Here is a 17,282-nt window from a genome sequence, read left to right as displayed (position 1 = left end):
GGCCATCCTCGACCTCCGCGAACACTTCAAGGGCCGCCGCCACAGAGCGATGCGGTGATCGCGCCGGATCAGTGAAGGGTGCGCTCGCACCGCTTACGTTTGTCGTATCTTCCCGACGCCCGGTTGGAATTTTTTGAACGCAAGGCGCTTGGAAGCCGATTGCGTGATTGTGGTCGCTCCAGCGCCAGGGGTCGAAAAATCCACTCCGGCGTGATCGACGAAATTTGGGTCTTCAACTTTCAGCAATATCGCCAAATGGTCCGCGCCGAGCGAATCTCCCCCTAGCCCCTGGGCTATCAGATCATCTGCGCGCTGACGTAATTGCGGAGCATCCGAAAGAGCATCCCAGTATCCTTTTCCGCCGTAAGCAAAGGCCGCGACAATAAGCGAACCAAAAAGAAGACTTGCGAGCTTGAAAATTCGTCTCATGAGTCGTGTCCCGAGGCGTGGTGTAAGAGCCGAGGCGCTCATCTGGCCTCCGGCTGGTCTTGCCGAGCTGGTCATTCGGACACGGCGGGCAGCATGATTCCGGCATCATCGCCGAACAGGGTGATGGTTTCCAGCGTCATGTAGGCCGCTTGTTGGACCGATTGATCTCGCCATCGACGCTGTTTTCACGGTGATTTTATCAATCCAGAGATGTAGTCTTGAGGCCGTGGTTTTGCGTCGCCGCTCCCTAAAGCTGGCAGAAAGGGTTGGGAATCATGAGCGCCATCAACGCTGCAGGTTCGCAAGCGGGCCTCCTTCGACCGGTTCGTGCAACCCCAGGCCCGACCACAGACGTGTTTGCAAAGAAAGCGGACGCCGCCACCACTGGCTTCAGCCCGGCCTCCACGGTCGAGCTGTCGGATCGCGCCAAGGCGCTGCTGGCGAAAGCCGAGCATGAGAGCGCCGTTGCGAGCCGGCTTGCGGCGCATCTGGCCGGAGGCGGTCGCAATCCGGCGGCCGCCATGACGCCTCTCGCCATGACACAATGGGCCGACACCGACAGCGTGCCCTCGAAACCAGCCACGTCGAAGCAGGCGTTGGAGGGCATCGCCGCCGTCAAGGAATGGGCCAAGTCGGATGTCTTCCGGAACGCCGCCAACGCCGTTGCCGACGACCAGGTCCGAGCCCTGGTTCGCGACGGCCGGCTTTCCCAGTTGCCTGCCCTCGATGACGACCAACTGAACCAGTTGAGCGAGGCGGAAAGGAACGTCTACGGCACGGTCAGGTCGCTCCAGGGGCTTTATGACGGCATGCCGAAAACGATGGACCAAGCTCTGGCCGACCGGAAGGCCGTGGTGCTCGAAGCCTACCCGGACGAAATCAACCGCATGAGAAGCGGCCTCGCCTCCGGCTCCCTGAAGAAGGAGGACGGCTGGGAGGATATCATCGCCAGCCGCGAGGCCGAACTTGCCGCGGCCCGGCAAGGCACGATGAAAATACACGCCGTGAACGACTCGAACCTCGTGCAGTCCAGGGGCGAGTTCACGGTCGCCCGCGACGGCAATGGCTGGAGCGCCCGCGGGATCACGGTGAACGGCAACGCCGCCGCCTTGCAGGAAAAATTCGGCACCAAGAACATGCAGGTCGGATCCAGCCCCTACACCGGCGACTATGTGATCACCTGGTAAACACACCCGCTTGCGCGGATGGGACTGTCTGAGTGGGTACGCAATTTTCACAGTGCGGAAATGTGTAAAAATCCGTGGTGGTCCTTCATTTCCCACGACATGGCTCCCCTTCCGGAAAGCGGCGTGCTAGGCTTCCGTCCGGCCTGTTGAAGGCCCCATGACCGGACCGACGGCCGGACCGGTCGGGAACATCAGGACACGCGTACCATGAATCATATCGTCGCCCCCTGCCTTAAGGACCAGGGCTTCAAGGAGCTGGACCGCCCGGAATCGCCTCTTCTGGAGGGCGTCGACGGCATGTGGGCGATGCTGCGCGCCGAGGCGGAGAACGTCGTCGTCAAGGAGCCGTGGCTGCGCCCCTTCATCGACACCGCCATCCTGCTGCACCATGACTTCCCCTCGGCCCTGGGCAGCCTTCTGGCGCGCAAGCTCGGCGATTCCTACATCTCCGCCGACCAGCTCGCGATGCTCGTGCGCTCGGCCGTCGCCGACGCGCCCTGCATCGTCGAGGAGGCCTGCTCCGACCTCCAGGCCATCTGCACGCGCGATCCGGCGGCGGACAACTGCCTGACGCCCTTCCTCTACTACAAGGGCTTCCACGCGCTGGAATGGCACCGCATCGGCCATTGGCTGTGGCGGCGCGAGCGGCGCGACCTCGCCCATTTCCTGCAAAGCCGGGTGTCGGAGGTGTTCGCGGTGGACATACACCCGGCGGTCCCGGTCGGGCGCGGCGTCTTCATCGACCACGGCACCGGCGTGGTGATCGGCGAAACCGCGGTGGTCGGCAACGACGTGTCAATCCTTCAGGAGGTCACGCTCGGCGGCACCGGCAAGGAGCATGGCGACCGCCATCCGAAGGTGCGTGACGGCGTCCTGCTGTCGGCCGGCGCCAAGATCCTGGGCAACATCGAGATCGGCAGCCGCGCCAAGGTCGGGGCCGGCAGCGTGGTGCTGAAGGACGTGCCGCCCTGCGCCACGGTGGTCGGCGTCCCGGCGCGGATCGTCGGCTGGTGCCGCGACACGGTGCCGGCCCTCGCCATGGACCAGACAGTGCCGGAGCCGGAATATCACATCTGACGGAACCGGCGGATTCCGGGCCGGACATCCTTCAGGGCCGGACATCCTTCAGGGAAAGAAGATCTCCTCGATGGTCAGGCCGAACGTCCGGGCGATCGCGAAGGCCAGCGGAAGGCTGGGGTCGTAGCGCCCGTTCTCGATCGAGTTGACCGTCTGGCGGGACACCTGAAGGCGCTCCGCCAGCTCGCTCTGGCTCCAGCCGCGGGCCGTGCGGACGGCTTTCACCGCGTTTCTCATCGGTGGCGCCACTGGGCGATGCACACCCCGACGACCCACAGCACCGCCATGAGCGGCCAGACATGGAAGGCGCGCAGTTCCGGCACGCCGGCACCTTCCGCAAACCCCCAGGCGAAGGTCGCCAACGCCGTGCCCGTGAAGGACAGGGCGATCGCGTCGAGCTGGATGCGGCGCTGAAGCTCGTCCATTCGCCGCAGCCCCCGCAAGACCGTCCAGGCGACGGCGACCGTGCCGAGGATCGGCAGAAGCGCGAGCGCCATTTTCATCGTGCCTTCCGGTTGGAGCAACCGGTCCGCCGCGTTGGAACCGAGCAGAAGCACCGCGTAGAGAGCCAGAGCCCCGGACAATTCGACGCCGTAGCGCTTGATGCTGAACATCCCCCGCCCCTTCCATGCCGCCCAATGACAAGGAAGCTTTACATATGACGCCTCGCCACTGTCAAGGCTGCTTTACAACTCACCACCCATCTCGCGGCATCGAAGCATGGTCAGGCCGGTCGGACGACGGGAGCGCTCCGGAACTCCGGCGCGGTCATCTCCTCGCGGGTCAGGGCGATGAACAGGTCCACCACCGGGCTCTTGGAGCGGTTGGCGTCGAAGGCCACCTGGAACGGCGCCTGATAGGACAGGACCTTGGGCAGCAGCACCCGCAACCGCCCGGCCTTGACGTAGGGTGCGGCGTAATGGTCCGGCAGATAGCCGGCGTAGGCGCCGGACAGGATCAGCCGCGCTGCCCCCTCCATGTCGCTGACCGTCGCCTTGGGCGTTGAAATGGCAAAGATTTTCAGGTCACGCGCCCCCCAATAGCTGCGCGCGACCAGCCGGTAGCGGCGGATCTCGTCCAGGTCGATGGCCTCGTCCGGCAGGGTGAACAACGGGTGCCCGTCCGCCACGCAGAAGTGGATCGTCTCGTTGTAGAGATCCTGGTAGGACAGGCTGGGCACGATGCGCGGGAAGCTGGCGATGGCGAGCTGCAACTGCCCGCCGATGACGTCGCGCAGCAGCTCGTTCGGCGGGCGGACGTTGATGATCAGCGAGACCTCCGGCGCCGCCTCGGTGAAGCGGGCGAAGACGCGCTCCAGCGGGGCGCGCGGGTCGGTCAGCGTGTTGTCCACCAGCCCGACCGCCAGCGTGCCGGTCAACCGCTCGCGCAGGCCGCGCACCCGCCCGCGGAACCGCTCCAGCGTGTCGAAAACGCGCCGCGCCTCGTCATAGACCGCCTGCCCTTCCGGGGTGAGTTGGAATCCCGACCGCCCCCGCCGGCACAGCCGCAGGCCCAGCCGCGTCTCCAGATCGGCGAAATGAGTGGAGATGGTGGACAGCGACAGGTTCAGTTCGCTCTGCGCCGCACTGAATCCGCCGGCCTCGACGATGGTCATGAACAACCGCAACAGGCGTAGATCCACGGTTTCAAGCTGAATCATCGCCACGACGCCTGCCCTCCCCTGCCCCGCCCCATGGGTCCGGCACGCCCGATACTTCGACCCGGATCGAAGTAAGATACAAAACTTTCTGATTTTCGGGCAACGGCGCCGGGCGTCTAATGATCGCAGGCTGCAATGCTGGCCTCACGAACAGATAAGCTCGTCCGCAAGGAAAGGTCGCATCCATGAACGAGACGACGGGTAAGCAGGGACTTCACGCCGCTTTGACCGGCGGCATCAGCCGGCGCGCCGTTCTGGCCGGAGCGGGCACGCTGGCCACGGTGGCCGCCATCGGCTTTCCGAACATCGTCCGCGCCCAGTCGAAGACGCTGAAGGTCGGCGTCTACGGCGGCTACTTCAAGGAATCCTTCGAAAAGCACATCTTCTCGGAATTCTCCAAGGCCACTGGCATCACGGTGGAGGCCATCGCCGAGCCGACCGGCGAGGCGTGGCTGGTCCAGCTCGAACAGGCGGCCCGCGCCCGTCAGGCGCCCGCCGACGTCTCGATGATGTCGCAGGTGGCGATGCTGAAGGGGGCCTCGGCGGAGCTGTGGGCGCCCTTCGACCTGTCGAAGATTCCCAACGCCGCCAAGGTCGTCCCCCACCTCGTCAACAAATATCCGGACGGCAAGGTCAGCGGCATCGGCGCGGTGTCCTGGTACATCACGCTGGTCACCAACACCAAGAGCTACCCGCAGGCCCCGGACAGCTGGGCGGCGCTGTGGGACCCGGCGAACAAGGACAAGCTCGGCCTGCTGGCGCTGGTCAGCAACAGTTTCCTTCTGGAGGTCACGGCGGCGACCTTCTTCGGCGGCACCAAGCATCTCGACAGCGAGCAGGGGCAGCTCGACTGCTTCAAGAAGCTGGCGGAGCTGAAGTCCAACGTGAAGCTCTGGTACCGCGACGAGGCGCAGTTCGAGGCCTCGCTGAAGTCCGGTGAGATTCCGATGGGCCAGTATTACCACGACGTGACCGGCCTCGCCGCCGCGGACGGGCAGCCGGTGCGCTCGACCTTCCCAAAGGAGGGCGGCATCCTCGACTCCGGCAGTTGGGCGGTCACCCGCGCCTCCAAGGCCGGCGACCTCGCCCATGTCTTCGTGGACTACATGTGCCAGCCGTCGATCCAGGCCCTGCTGTCGCGCAAGGTCGGCACCGCCCCGACCATCGACCGCAAGCTGACCGACCTGACCGACCAGGAGTTCGCCTCGGTGTCCTCCGACATCGCGCCGATCATCCCGCGCTACGACCTCTACACGAGCAAGTCCGACTGGCTGAACCAGAAGTGGACGGAAATGATCGTCGGGTGAGTGCCTAATCCCTCTCCCGTCCCGGGAGAGGGAGGGGCCCGCCGCACCGCGGCGGGAGGGTGAGGGTGCTACCAAGGATGAAATGCTGATCCTCGGACGACCCTCACCCGCCCGCTTTCGCGGGCACCCTCTCCCGGGACGGGAGAGGGGAGTCACTCCCTCCATCAAGACAAAGCCATCCCATGTCAGCCCTTGTCCTCGACGGTCTCACCAAACGATACGGTCCCGTGACCGCGGTGCACGGCGCGTCGCTGCGCATCCCGCACGGCCAATTCGTCTGCCTGCTCGGCCCGTCCGGCTGCGGGAAGACGACGCTGCTGCGCATGATCGCCGGGCTGGAGGACCCCTCCGGCGGGCGGCTGGTCATCGACGGGCGCGACATCACCACGGCCCCCGCCCACACGCGGGAGTTCGGCATGGTGTTCCAGTCGCTGGCCCTTTTCCCGCACCTGACGGCGGGCGAGAACATCGCCTACCCCCTGCGCATCCGCGGCGCCACGAAGGCCGAGCAGCGCAAGCGCGCCGACGAGCTGCTGGAGCTGGTCCGCCTGCCGGGCGTCGCCGACCGGCCGGTCTCCAAGCTGTCGGGCGGGCAGCGGCAGCGCGTCGCCATCGCCCGCGCGCTGGCCCTGTCGCCCAAGCTGTTCCTGCTGGACGAGCCGCTGTCGGCGCTCGACGCCAAGCTGCGCGAGGCCATGCAGATCGAGCTGAAGCAGCTTCAGCAGCGGCTGGGCATCACCACCATCGTCGTCACCCACGACCAGCGGGAGGCGATGACCATGGCCGACCTCGTGGTGGTGATGTCGCAGGGCCGCATCCATCAGGCCGCCCCGCCGATGGAGGTCTACCGCCAGCCCGCCGACGCCTTCGTCGCCGACTTCATCGGCATGACCAACCTGCTGGAGGGTGAGGTCACCGCCCCCGGCACCGCCGCCGTGCCCGGCGGCACCCTGCACCTGCCCGACCTGCCGCCGACCGGCCGCGTCCTGCTGTCGGTCCGCCCGGAAGACGTGGTCGTCCATCCCGCCGGAACGGACGGGCCGAACCGGCTGACCGGCACGCTGTCCTTCATGCGCGACCTCGGCGCCAGCGTGGAGTTCCGCATCGATGTCGCCGGGCGGGAGATCGTCGCGCTGTCGCGTCCGCAGGACCGCCCGCCGGTCGCCCCCGGCGGCGCCCTGGCGGTGGAGTTCCCCCCGGCGGCTTGCGTCGTGCTGCCGCCGATGGCGGAGCGCCCGCAATGATCCGCCGCGCGCCCCGTGGCTTGGCCGAGCACGCGCCGATCCTGTTCCCGGCGCTGATGCTGGTCGTCTTCTTCGTCATCCCCTTCAGCCTGATGATCGCGGTCAGCGTCTTCCGGCGCGTGCCCGGCGGCTTCTACGAGCCGGACCTCGTCTTCGCCAACTACGAGCGGTTCCTGACCGCCTTCTTCGGTGGGGTGATGTCCTTCTCGCTGGGGCTGGCGGCGCTGGTCGCGGCGCTGTCGGTGGGCATCGCCTTCCCCTTCACCTACCGGCTGGTGAAGCTGCCGCGCGGCGCGCAGATCCGCTGGCTGGTCTTCCTGCTGTCGATCCTGTCGCTGTCGGAAGTCATCATCGGGTTCGCCTGGTCCACCCTGCTGTCGCGCACCGCGGGCATCACCAACCTGTTCGTGGCGCTGGGCCTGATGGCCGAGCCGCAATCGCTCAGCCCCAGCTTCGGCGCGCTTCTGGCCGGGCTGGTCTATCAAGCCTTTCCCTACACGGTGCTGGTGCTCTACCCGGCGCTCGCCCGCCTCGACCCCTATCTGGAGGAGGCGGCGCGCACGCTCGGCTCCTCGCCGCTGCGCGCCTTCTTCACGGTGGTGGTGCCAGGGCTGCGCAACACCATCGTCGCGACCACGATCATGGTGTTCGTCTTCGCGCTCGGCTCCTACCTGCTGCCGCAGCTTCTCGGGCGGCCGCAGCACTGGACGCTGTCGGTGCTCATCACCGATCAGGCGATCTACCAGTCCAACATGCCCTTCGCGGCGGCCATGGCCGTCTTCCTGGTGCTGGTCAGCCTTGCCCTCGTCGGGCTGGCGCTGCTCGCCGGGCGGCGGGAGGAGACGGCCTGATGCTGATGCGCACGCTGAATTCCCTGGCCGCCGGCCTGATCGCCCTGATCCTGGCCGCCCCCATCCTGGTGGTGGCCGGCGTCTCGGTCAACGAGAAGAAGGCGCTGACCTTCCCGCCGCAGGGCTTCTCGCTCGCCTGGTACGCGGAGGTCTTCACCGATCCCGGCTGGCGCGGCGCGCTGATCACCAGCCTCGTCGTCGCCACCCTGTCGGCGGCGCTGGCGGTGCTGATCGCCTTCCCGCTGGCCTGGTTCCTGTGGCGCTGGCGTGCACCCTGGGCGCGGGCGTTCGAGGTGCTGGGCATGACGCCCTTCATCCTGCCGCCGGTCATCACCGCGCTGGGCTTCCTCAGCTTCTGGGCGGCGGTCGGCGAGTACGGGTCGCCCTGGACGGTGGTGGTCAGCCACGCGGTGTTCTTCGTGACGCTGCCGTTGGTCACGCTGTCGCTGGGCTTCGGGGCGGTGGACCGCTCCTACGTCGAGGCGGCGGCGACCATGGGGGCGGACGACCGGACGGTTCTGCGCACGGTGGTGATGCCGCTGGTGCGGCCCTACGTGATTTCCGGCTTCGCCTTCGCCTTCGTGCTGTCGCTGAACGAGTACATCGTGGCCTACATGGTGGTCGGCTTCACGCTGGAAACGCTGCCCATCAAGATCTTCAACGCGCTCCGCTACGGCTACACGCCGACCATGGCCGCCGTGACGGTGCTGTTCGTGTCGCTGACGGCGGTGGTCTTCGGGCTGATCGCGTGGTTCGGCGACCTGCCCCGCCTTCTCGGCGCCTGGGCCAAAAACGACTGACCCCTTCCCTTTTTCAAAGAGATCCGGACGATGATCGACCCTCAGAAGCTTGATCGTTTGCGTACGAAGTACAGCGGCTCCGGCGGCGACGACTTCCACGATCCGGAGTTCCAGCGGGTGGCCGCCCTCCAGTTCTCCGGCGGCAAGCGGGTGCAGCCCTTTGCCGGGGTGTCCACCCTGCTCGACGCCCCCTACCGCCCCGACGCGGCCGACGCCGCGGACTTCGGCGGGCTGGACATCGCGCTGATCGGCGTGCCGATGGACCTGGGCGTCACCAACCGGGCCGGCGCCCGCCTCGGCCCGCGCGCCGTGCGCGGTATGGAGCGCATCGGCCCCTACGAGCACGCCCTGCGCATGGTCCCGGCGGCCTCCTGCAAGCTGGCCGACGTGGGCGACGTGCCGCTGTCCAGCCGCTTCAGCCTGGAGGCGTGCCACGGCGACATCCTGGCCTTCTACAACCGCGTGATGGACGCCGGCGTCGTGCCGCTGTCGGTGGGCGGCGACCATTCCATCACCTATTCGATCCTCAAGGCGCTGGGCCGCGAGCGTCCGGTGGGCATGATCCATTTCGACGCCCATTGCGACACCGGCGGCCCCTACGAGGGCGCCAAGTTCCACCACGGCGGCCCGTTCCGTCAGGCGGTGCTGGACGGCGTGCTGGATCCGGAGCGCACCGTGCAGATCGGCATCCGCGGCAGCACCGAGTATCTGTGGGAGTTCTCCTACGACAGCGGCATGACCGTGATCCACGCGGAGGACATCCCGGAACGCGGCATCGCCAGCGTCATCGAGACAGCGCGCAAGGTGGTGGGCGACGGGCCGGTCTACGTCTCCTTCGACGTGGATTGCCTGGACCCGGTCTTCGCCCCCGGCACCGGCACCCCGGAGGTCGGCGGCCTGACCACGCGGGAGGCGCTGGCGATCCTGCGCGGGCTCGACGGGCTGGACATCATCGGCGGCGACGTGGTGGAGGTGGCGCCGCAGTACGACGCCACGACCAACACCGCCCACGCCGGCGCGCAGATGCTGTTCGAAATCCTCTGCCTGTCGGTGCGCGCCCTCGCCAACCGCCAGAAGCAAGGCTGACCGCATGCGGCTGACCCTGTTCCAGGCGGACGCGGAGCCCGGTGGGCCGCACCGCAACCTCGACCGTCTGGAGCGGGCGGCGGCGGAGGCGGCAGGGCGCGGCTCCGCCCTGCTGGTCGGGCCGGAAATGGGCCTGACCGGCTACGACATCGGCGCGGAGACGGTGCGCGCTTTGGCCGAGCCGGCGGACGGGCCGATGGCCGCGCGGGTCGCCGACATCGCCCGGCGGCACGGCATCGCCATCCTCTACGGCTATCCGGAACGCGGGGCGGACGGCGCGGTTTACAACGCCGCGCAGTTGATCGGGGCGGACGGGCGTGCCCTCCTGAACCAGCGCAAGACGCATCTCTACGGCGAACTCGACCGCGGCTCCTACGCGCCGGGCGGCGATTCCTTCCCGACCGCGGCGGTCGGCGGGATGCGGGTCGGCGTGGCCATCTGCTACGACGTGGAGTTCCCCGAGCTGGTGCGCCGCCACGCCTTGGCCGGGGTGGACGTGCTGCTGGTGCCAACCGCGCTGATGGCGCCCTACGAGATCGTCGCCACCACCATCGTCCCGGCCCGCGCCTTCGAGAACGGCCTCTTCGTCGCCTACGCCAACCGCTGCGGGAGGGAGGGAACACTCCATTATTGCGGACTCAGCAGCGTGGCGGCGCCGGACGGGTCGGTGCTGGCGCGGGCTGGCGACGGCGAGACTTTGCTGCCCGTCGATCTGGACCCCGCCCTGCGCCGGGTCGGCACGCATCTGGCGGACCGCCGCCCGGACCTGTACGGTGCGGTTTCCAGCGCGCCTGGGAAGGGCGGTTCGTAGAGGAAGCACAGGACATGCCGGTCACCATCGACGACATTCACGCCGCCGCCGAACGGCTGGCCGGACGCATCAGCCGCACGCCCTTCCTGCGTTCGGAAACCCTGTCTCAGATCACCGGCGCCGAGGTGTGGGTCAAGCTGGAGAATCTCCAGTTCACCGCCTCCTTCAAGGAGCGCGGGGCGGCCAACCGTCTGCTGCACTTGACGCCGGAGGAGCGGCAGGCCGGGGTGATCGCTATGTCGGCCGGCAACCACGCCCAGGCCGTGGCCTACCACGCGAAGCGGCTGGGCATCGCCGCGACCATCGTCATGCCGCGCTTCACCCCCTTCGTGAAGGTCAAGCGCACGCGCTACCACGGCGCCACCGTCATCCTGGAGGGCGATTCCCTGGCCGAGGCGGCGGCCTTCGCCCACGACCTCGCCAAGCGGGACGGGCTGGTCTTCGTCCATCCCTACGACGACGACGCGGTGATCGCCGGCCAGGGCACCGTGGTGCTGGAGATGCTGGCGGAGGTGCCGGACCTCGACGCACTGGCCATCCCGGTGGGCGGCGGCGGGCTGGCCGCCGGGGCCGCGGTCGCCGCCCGCGCGCTGCGGCCCGGCCTGGAGGTCGTCGGGGTGGAGGTGGAGACCTACCCCGCCGCGGCGCAGCGCCTCGCCGGCCAGCCGGTCAAGGTCGGCGGCCCGACGGTGGCCGAGGGCATCGCCGTGCGCGACGTCGGCGACCGGCCCATGGACATCCTGAAGCAGAACGGCTGCGACGTGGTGCTGGTGCCCGAGGCGGTGATCGAGCGCGCCATCGCCATGCTGATCGAGGTGGAGAAGACCGTGGCGGAGGGCGCCGGGGCCGCCGGTCTGGCCGCCCTGCTCTTCCACCCCGAGCGCTTCCGCGGCAAGCGGGTCGGCCTGATCGTGTCGGGCGGCAACATCGACACGCGCACGCTCGCCAACGTGCTGATGCGCGGCTTCGCCCGCGACGGGCGCCTGCTCAACCTGGACATCGACGTGGCCGACCAGCCCGGCGCGCTGGCCCAGGTGGCCCGCATCGTGGCGGAGTGCGGCGGCAACATCATCGACGTGCAGCACCAGCGCCTGTTCGGCGCCTTCTCCGTCAAGTCCGCCGAGGTCGCCCTGCTGATCGAGGTCGAGGACGAGGGCCACGGCGACCGCATCACCGAAGCCCTGCGCGGCGCCGGCCTGCCCGTCCGCAAGGCGGTGGTGGCCGAAGCCGCGCAGCCGCTGTCCAGCGCGCGGCCTTGAGCGAAAGTTTTGGCACATACGGAAAAATAACCCTCTCCCCTCCGGGGAAAGGGGGGTATGAATCTGCCCAATCGTTGCGCATTCCTCTCTGGCACCGCCATCTTTCGCGGCACATCCGGGCGGGCTCCACCACAATCCTCCGCCCCGCCGGTTGTGGCACGGGCCATGCACTTCGCGCCTGTTCATTCGCGGAGGTCATGGATCATGTCATCGGTGGAGTCATCACAGCCAACCCATCCGGTTGACGAGAAGCTTCCGCTGCTGCGCCTGCTGGCGCTGGGGATGCAGCATGTGATGGTGATGTACGCGGGGGCCATCGCCGTGCCGCTCATCATCGGCGGCGCGCTGAAGCTGCCCAAGGACCAGATCGCCCTGCTGATCAACGCCGATCTGTTCGCCTGCGGCATCGTCACGCTGATCCAGACGCTGGGCTTCTGGAAGTTCGGCATCCGCCTGCCGGTGATGATGGGCGTCACTTTCGCCGCGGTCGGGCCGATGGTCGCCATGGCGGGGAACCCGTCGCTGGGGCTGCTGGGCATCTACGGCGCGGTGATCGGAGCCGGCGTCTTCGCCACGCTGGCCGCCCCGCTGGTCGGCCGCCTGCTGCCGCTGTTCCCGCCGGTGGTGACGGGGACCGTGATCGCCATCATCGGCATCTCGCTGATGCGGGTCGGCATCACCTGGGCCGGCGGCGGGGCCGGGAACCCGAATTTCGGCGATCCGCTCTATCTCGGCATCGCGCTGTTCGTTCTGGCGGTGATCCTGCTGGTGACCAAATACGCCAAGGGCTTCTGGGCCAACATCTCGGTCCTGCTGGGCATCGTCGCGGGCTTCGCCCTGACCATGGTCCTGGGACTGGTCAGCTTCGACGGGGTGGGACAGGCCAAGTGGGTGGACGTGATCTACCCGTTCCAGTTCGGCATGCCGGTGTTCGAGTTCTGGTCGATCCTGACCATGTCGCTGGTGATGATCGTGGTGATGATCGAATCCACCGGCATGTTCCTGGCGGTCGGCGAGATGGTCGGCCGCCCGGTGACTCCGGAGCAACTGACCCGCGGCCTGCGCACCGACGGGCTGGGCACGCTGATCGGCGGCGTCTTCAACACCTTCCCCTACACCTCCTTCTCGCAGAATGTCGGGCTGGTCGGGATCACCGGGGTGCGCAGCCGCTGGGTCTGCGTGGCGGGCGGCGTCATCCTGGTCGCCTTCGGCCTGTTCCCGAAGCTGGCCCACGTCGTCGCCTCCGTCCCGACCTATGTGCTGGGCGGGGCCGGTCTGGTGATGTTCGGCATGGTCGCGGCGACCGGCATCAAGATCCTGGCGAAGGTCGATTACACGACCAACCGCGGCAACATCTATGTCGTCGCCATCAGCATCAGCCTGGGCATGGTGCCGCTGGTCGCCGACAAGATCTTCCAGAAGATGCCGCCCTTCCTGTCGCCGCTGCTGCACAGCGGCATCCTGCTGGGCACCATCGCCGCGGTCCTGCTGAACCTGTTCTTCAACGGGCTGGGCAAGGCCGACGCGAAGGCGTTCGTCGCCGCTGCCAAGACCGCGGAGGCGTGAGGGGACGAACCGTCACGCGATGCCGAGGAAGACCGCCAGCGAGGCGCTGATGCGCTTCATGTCGGCATCCGGCAGACGGCCGAAGATCTTGCCGACGCGCGCGCGGCGGATGGTGGCGATCTTGTCGATCTGCACCCAGGAGCGCGCACGCAGCCCGTTCGTCTCATCGGGTTCCAGTGCGGGGCGGAGGATGGCGGCCTCCGTCTCCTCACCCGTGATGAGACACACCGTGACGCTGTCCATCGCGTCGAACAGGTCGGACTGGATAACCACCGCGGGACGCGGCTTGCGCTTGTAATCGCCGTTCTGCGCGATGGTCACGAGGTCGCCGCGCTTCACGGAGCGTCCTCGCCGAACAGATCGTCTTCGACGGATTCCAGGAACTCCAAGCTTCCGTCCCGGCGGTCCGCCGCGTTGACGGCGAGACTTTGGCGCCGCGCCTCCTCCCGGAAGCCGGCGGCGCGGGTGTCGGGCACCCAGATCTGGACCGGGCGAAGCCCTTGGGCGCGGAGGTTGTCGCGATGCTGCCGGACCCGGCTGCGGACGGGCTGAACCATGCTCCCCTCCTCGCTTGACGTTACATGTAACGTATGACGGGGAAGGGAGAATGGCAAGTCCCGTAACGGAATCGCTAAGCCGACGGCTCGCTGCCGTAGACGGACTTGGTCTCCAGGAACTCCTCAAAACCGACCTCGCCCCACTCGCGGCCGATGCCGGACTGCTTGTAGCCGCCGAAGGGAGCGGCAAGGTCGATGGATGCGCCGTTCAGATGCACCATGCCGGTGCGCAGACGCTTCGCCACCGCCCGCGCCTCGTCCACCGTGCCGGCATAGACGTAGCCGGACAGGCCGTAGAGCGAGTCGTTGGCGCTGCGGATCGCCTCCTCGATGTCCTCGTAGGGGCGGATGGACAGGACCGGGCCGAAGATCTCCTCGCGCATGATGGTCATGGTGTCGGTGGCGCGGCTGAAGACGGTGGGCTTGGCGAAGAAGCCACGCTCCAGCCCCTCCGGACGGCCCGGACCGCCGCACAGCAGGGACGCCCCCTCCGCGATGCCGGCCTGGATCAGCCGCTGCACCCGCTCGTACTGGCGCTGGTTGGCGATCGGGCCGACGCCGGTGCGGTCGCCGCGCGGGTCGCCGACCACCAGACGGGCGCAGACCTGGGCGGCGATCGTCTCCGCCTCGTCCAGGCGGGAGGCCGGGACATACATGCGCGACGGCGCGTTGCAGCTCTGCCCGGTGTTGGACATCATCGATCGCACGCCGTGGGTCACCGCCTTGGTCAGGTCGGCGCTCTCGCAGATGATGTTGGCGGACTTGCCGCCCAGTTCCAGCGACACGCGCTTGATGCTGTCGGCGGCGTTGTGGGACACCGACGCCCCGGCGCGGGTGGAGCCGGTCAGCGACACCATGTCGACCAGCGGGTGCGAGGCCAGCACCGGGCCGACCACCGCGCCGTCGCCGTAGAACATGTTGAAGACGCCCGCCGGAACCCCGGCCTCGTGCAGGATCTCGGCGAAGATCCAGGCCGAATAGGGGGCGAACTCGCTGGGCTTCAGCACCATCGTGCAGCCGGTGGCGAGCGCCGGGGCGACCTTGCAGGCGATCTGGTTGATCGGCCAATTCCACGGCGTGATCATGGCGCAGACGCCGACCGGCTCGCGCAGGATGCGGGTGGTGCCGCGGGTCCGCTCGAACGGGTATTCGCGGGCGGCCTCCAGGGCCGTCTTGAAATGGGCCAGCCCCATGAAGGCCTGCGCCGGCTTGGACAGCGCCGCCAGGGGGGCGCCCATCTCCTCGGTGATGGCGTCGGCCACCTCGTCCATGCGCTTCTCGAAGAGCGCGCAGACGGCGGCCAGCAGTTCCAGCCGCTCGTTCAGGGGGGTGCGGGAAAAGCCGTCGAAGGCGGCGTGGGCCGCCGCCACCGCGCGCTGCGCGTCCTCCGGCCCGCCGAGCGCCACAGTGCCCGACACCTGCTCCGTCGCCGGGTTCAACACCTCCATCACGGTGGCGCCCGCCGCGGGTTCGGTCCAGGCGCCGCCGATGTAGAAGGATTGGCAGGTCTTCATCTCTAATCCCCTCGCTCTCTGCGTTGGCGTTTTCGGGTGAACCGATCCTGCCCCGTCCGGCGCCGTTTGCCAAAGCTTTCCATCGGGAAAAACCGGATAGGTCAGAAGACCGGACCCTGTTGACAGATCAATGGTTTCAAGCTCTGATCGTTGAACACATACGTGCCGCCGCCCCGCTTGCGGCGCACCGAACGACAAGAATCGGGCCGCAACAACCGCGGTCCAAGGGCTGGGAGCCTGCTTCACGGGTACACATCAAACGTACAATCAGGGGGACGAGGGATGGCCTTAGGTGATCGGCGTCTTGCGGATGCGTTGCGTTCCGGAACCTTGAAACAAGTCCTGCCGGCGGCAGCAGCCCTGGCCCTCCTGGCCGTGGCCCCGACGCCGTCGCAGGCCGCCACCCTGACGGTAGGCACCTCGGCGGAGCCCAGCGCGCTCGATCCGCACTACCACAACCTCGGCCCCAACACGCGTGCCCGCAAGCATGTGTTCGAATCGCTGGTCAGCATGGACGCCAAGATGCGGCTCCAGCCCGAACTGGCGGAAAGCTGGCGCGCCGTCGACGAAACCACCTGGGAATTCAAGCTGCGCAAGGGCGTGAAGTTCCACGACGGCACCGAGTTCACCGCGCAGGACTTCATTTACTCGGTCTGCCGCATCCCGAACGTCGCCAACAGCCCGTCCTCCTTCACCGTCTACACCAAGGGCATCGCGGGGATCGAGGCGCCGGACCCGCACACCCTCATCATTAAGACCGGCAAGCCCTACCCGCTGCTGCCGGTGGAGCTGTCGACCTTCGGCATCATCTCCGCCAAGGCGGCGGGCGGCGAGGCGGTGACCTTCGACAAGGCGGGCTGCAAGGCCGACTCCTGGCCGACCACGCAGGCTTTCAACGACGGCTCGCTGATGATCGGCACCGGGCCGTTCAAGCACAAGTCCTACACCAAGGGCGACCGGCAGGTGCTGGAGCGCAACCCCGACTACTGGGGGCCGCAGGCCGCCTGGGACACGGTGGTCTTCCGCCCGATCACCAGCGACGGGCCGCGCGTCGCCGCCCTGCTCGCAGGCGACGTCGACATCATCGAATCGCCCCCGGTGCAAGACATCGAGCGGCTGAAATCCGCCCCCAACGTCTCCTTGGCCCAGGCCCAGTCGAACCGTGTGATCTATCTGGCGCTGGGTGTGCAGGACACCCCGCCGACCATCACCGGCACCGACGGCAAGAATCCGCTGAAGGACCCGAAGGTGCGCAAGGCGCTGTCGCTGGCGGTGGACCGCGACGCCATCGTGAAGCGCATCATGATGGGCGTGGCGGAGCCGGCGAACCAGTACCTCCCCGCCGGCTTCTACGGCAACAACCCGGAGGTCACCGTCGCCACCGACGCCAACAAGGCCAAGCAGCTCCTGGCCGAGGCCGGCTACCCGAAGGGCTTCCAGCTCACGCTCGGCACGCCGAACGACCGCTACATCAACGACGACAAGGTGGCCCAGGCGGTCGCCCAGATGTTCACCCGCATCGGCGTGCAGACCCAGGTCGACGCGACCACCGCCAACGTCTTCTTCTCCAAGCGCAACAAGCAGGAATACAGCGTCTTCCTGGCCGGCTGGGGCGCCGATTCGGGCGAGATGTCGTCGCCGCTGAAGGCGCTGATCGCCACGCCGATCAAGGAGAAGGGCTACGGCACCACCAACTACACCAGCTACTCCGACCCGGAGCTGGACGGCATGCTGGACACCGCGCTGGCGACGGTGGACGACGCGAAACGGGAGAAGCTGCTCCAGGCCGCGGTGAAGCGGGCCATGGACGCCGACATCATCATCCCGCTGCATTACGAGGTGACGGTCTGGGCGATGAAGAAGGGGCTGAGCTACGAACCGCGCGCCGACCAGTACACGCTGGCGCAGAAGGTGACCCCCGCGAAGTGAGCGTT

18 protein-coding genes are annotated in these 17,282 nt (G+C 67.7%); 11 read left to right on the top strand and 7 right to left on the bottom strand.

Translation table 11 applies throughout. The features are described 5' to 3' along the window. Positions 1-93: 93 nt before the first annotated feature. Positions 94-429, bottom strand: coding sequence for a hypothetical protein (locus ACFPMG_RS27750; protein WP_376998426.1), 336 nt, complete (start codon positions 427-429; stop codon positions 94-96). 275 nt (positions 430-704) lie between these two features. On the opposite strand from ACFPMG_RS27750, the gene ACFPMG_RS27745 reads away from it, so the two are divergent. Then, the gene (locus tag ACFPMG_RS27745; protein WP_376998425.1) at positions 705-1,616 is read left to right on the top strand and encodes a hypothetical protein; all 912 of its coding nucleotides are present in this window, start codon (positions 705-707) and stop codon (positions 1,614-1,616) included. A gap of 207 nt (positions 1,617-1,823) precedes the next feature. Beyond that, positions 1,824-2,693: a serine O-acetyltransferase gene (cysE, locus tag ACFPMG_RS27740; protein WP_376998424.1), complete on the top strand. Its 870-nt coding sequence runs from the start codon at positions 1,824-1,826 to the stop codon at positions 2,691-2,693. A 48-nt stretch (positions 2,694-2,741) separates the two neighbouring features. Here the strand turns inward: cysE and ACFPMG_RS27735 are convergent, their stop codons facing one another. From ACFPMG_RS27735 to ACFPMG_RS27725, 3 genes are all read right to left on the bottom strand, one after another. Then, the gene (locus tag ACFPMG_RS27735) at positions 2,742-2,918 is read right to left on the bottom strand and encodes a helix-turn-helix transcriptional regulator (RefSeq protein WP_376998423.1); all 177 of its coding nucleotides are present in this window, start codon (positions 2,916-2,918) and stop codon (positions 2,742-2,744) included. An 8-nt stretch (positions 2,919-2,926) separates the two neighbouring features. Then, positions 2,927-3,307, bottom strand: coding sequence for a hypothetical protein (locus tag ACFPMG_RS27730; RefSeq protein WP_376998422.1), 381 nt, complete (start codon positions 3,305-3,307; stop codon positions 2,927-2,929). Positions 3,308-3,417: 110 nt separating this feature from the next. After that, complete coding sequence (locus ACFPMG_RS27725) at positions 3,418-4,353, bottom strand: LysR family transcriptional regulator (RefSeq protein WP_376998433.1); 936 nt, start codon at positions 4,351-4,353, stop codon at positions 3,418-3,420. 185 nt (positions 4,354-4,538) lie between these two features. Between ACFPMG_RS27725 and ACFPMG_RS27720 the strand changes: the two genes are divergently transcribed. The 8 genes from ACFPMG_RS27720 (at position 4,539) to ACFPMG_RS27685 (ending at position 13,277) form a co-directional block, all read left to right on the top strand. After that, a complete protein-coding gene (locus tag ACFPMG_RS27720) occupies positions 4,539-5,660 on the top strand; it encodes an ABC transporter substrate-binding protein (protein ID WP_376998421.1) in 1,122 nt (373 codons plus the stop codon). A gap of 182 nt (positions 5,661-5,842) precedes the next feature. Beyond that, on the top strand, positions 5,843-6,904 hold the full coding sequence (locus ACFPMG_RS27715) for an ABC transporter ATP-binding protein (RefSeq protein ID WP_035682468.1): 1,062 nt from the start codon (positions 5,843-5,845) through the stop codon (positions 6,902-6,904). Then, a complete protein-coding gene (locus ACFPMG_RS27710) occupies positions 6,901-7,755 on the top strand; it encodes an ABC transporter permease (RefSeq protein ID WP_376998420.1) in 855 nt (284 codons plus the stop codon). Before ACFPMG_RS27715 ends, ACFPMG_RS27710 begins: the two co-directional genes overlap by 4 nt. After that, entirely contained in the window at positions 7,755-8,555 is an 801-nt protein-coding gene (locus ACFPMG_RS27705) for an ABC transporter permease (protein ID WP_376998419.1), read from the top strand. Before ACFPMG_RS27710 ends, ACFPMG_RS27705 begins: the two co-directional genes overlap by 1 nt. A 30-nt stretch (positions 8,556-8,585) precedes the next feature. Further along, on the top strand, positions 8,586-9,641 hold the full coding sequence (speB, locus tag ACFPMG_RS27700) for an agmatinase (RefSeq protein WP_349599112.1): 1,056 nt from the start codon (positions 8,586-8,588) through the stop codon (positions 9,639-9,641). Between the two features lie 4 nt (positions 9,642-9,645). Continuing rightward, positions 9,646-10,452, top strand: coding sequence for a carbon-nitrogen hydrolase family protein (locus ACFPMG_RS27695; RefSeq protein ID WP_376998418.1), 807 nt, complete (start codon positions 9,646-9,648; stop codon positions 10,450-10,452). A gap of 14 nt (positions 10,453-10,466) precedes the next feature. Continuing rightward, positions 10,467-11,711, top strand: coding sequence for a threonine ammonia-lyase (locus ACFPMG_RS27690; protein ID WP_103039711.1), 1,245 nt, complete (start codon positions 10,467-10,469; stop codon positions 11,709-11,711). 204 nt (positions 11,712-11,915) lie between these two features. Beyond that, positions 11,916-13,277, top strand: a complete 1,362-nt coding sequence (locus tag ACFPMG_RS27685; protein ID WP_376998417.1) for a nucleobase:cation symporter-2 family protein — start codon at positions 11,916-11,918, stop codon at positions 13,275-13,277. Between the two features lie 12 nt (positions 13,278-13,289). Here the strand turns inward: ACFPMG_RS27685 and ACFPMG_RS27680 are convergent, their stop codons facing one another. The 3 genes from ACFPMG_RS27680 to ACFPMG_RS27670 all read right to left on the bottom strand — a co-directional run bounded on the left by ACFPMG_RS27680 (position 13,290) and on the right by ACFPMG_RS27670 (position 15,348). Continuing rightward, positions 13,290-13,616 carry a type II toxin-antitoxin system PemK/MazF family toxin gene (locus tag ACFPMG_RS27680; protein WP_376998416.1) on the bottom strand — a complete coding sequence of 109 codons (327 nt, stop codon included), beginning with the start codon at positions 13,614-13,616 and terminating at the stop codon, positions 13,290-13,292. Further along, positions 13,613-13,834 carry an antitoxin MazE family protein gene (locus ACFPMG_RS27675; protein ID WP_376998415.1) on the bottom strand — a complete coding sequence of 74 codons (222 nt, stop codon included), beginning with the start codon at positions 13,832-13,834 and terminating at the stop codon, positions 13,613-13,615. The genes ACFPMG_RS27680 and ACFPMG_RS27675 overlap by 4 nt, the downstream gene beginning before the upstream one ends. Before the next feature lie 74 nt (positions 13,835-13,908). Further along, positions 13,909-15,348 (bottom strand): aldehyde dehydrogenase family protein, encoded by a 1,440-nt coding sequence (locus ACFPMG_RS27670; protein WP_376998414.1) that lies wholly within the window; start codon positions 15,346-15,348, stop codon positions 13,909-13,911. A 330-nt stretch (positions 15,349-15,678) separates the two neighbouring features. On the opposite strand from ACFPMG_RS27670, the gene ACFPMG_RS27665 reads away from it, so the two are divergent. After that, positions 15,679-17,277, top strand: a complete 1,599-nt coding sequence (locus ACFPMG_RS27665; RefSeq protein WP_376998413.1) for an ABC transporter substrate-binding protein — start codon at positions 15,679-15,681, stop codon at positions 17,275-17,277. Positions 17,278-17,282: the final 5 nt, after the last annotated feature.

Origin of the sequence: Azospirillum himalayense (assembly GCF_042657465.1) — a bacterium.
Lineage (GTDB): Bacteria > Pseudomonadota > Alphaproteobacteria > Azospirillales > Azospirillaceae > Azospirillum > Azospirillum himalayense.
Note: the sequence above shows the minus strand (reverse complement) of the source record. Positions and strands in the feature narration are given on the sequence as shown.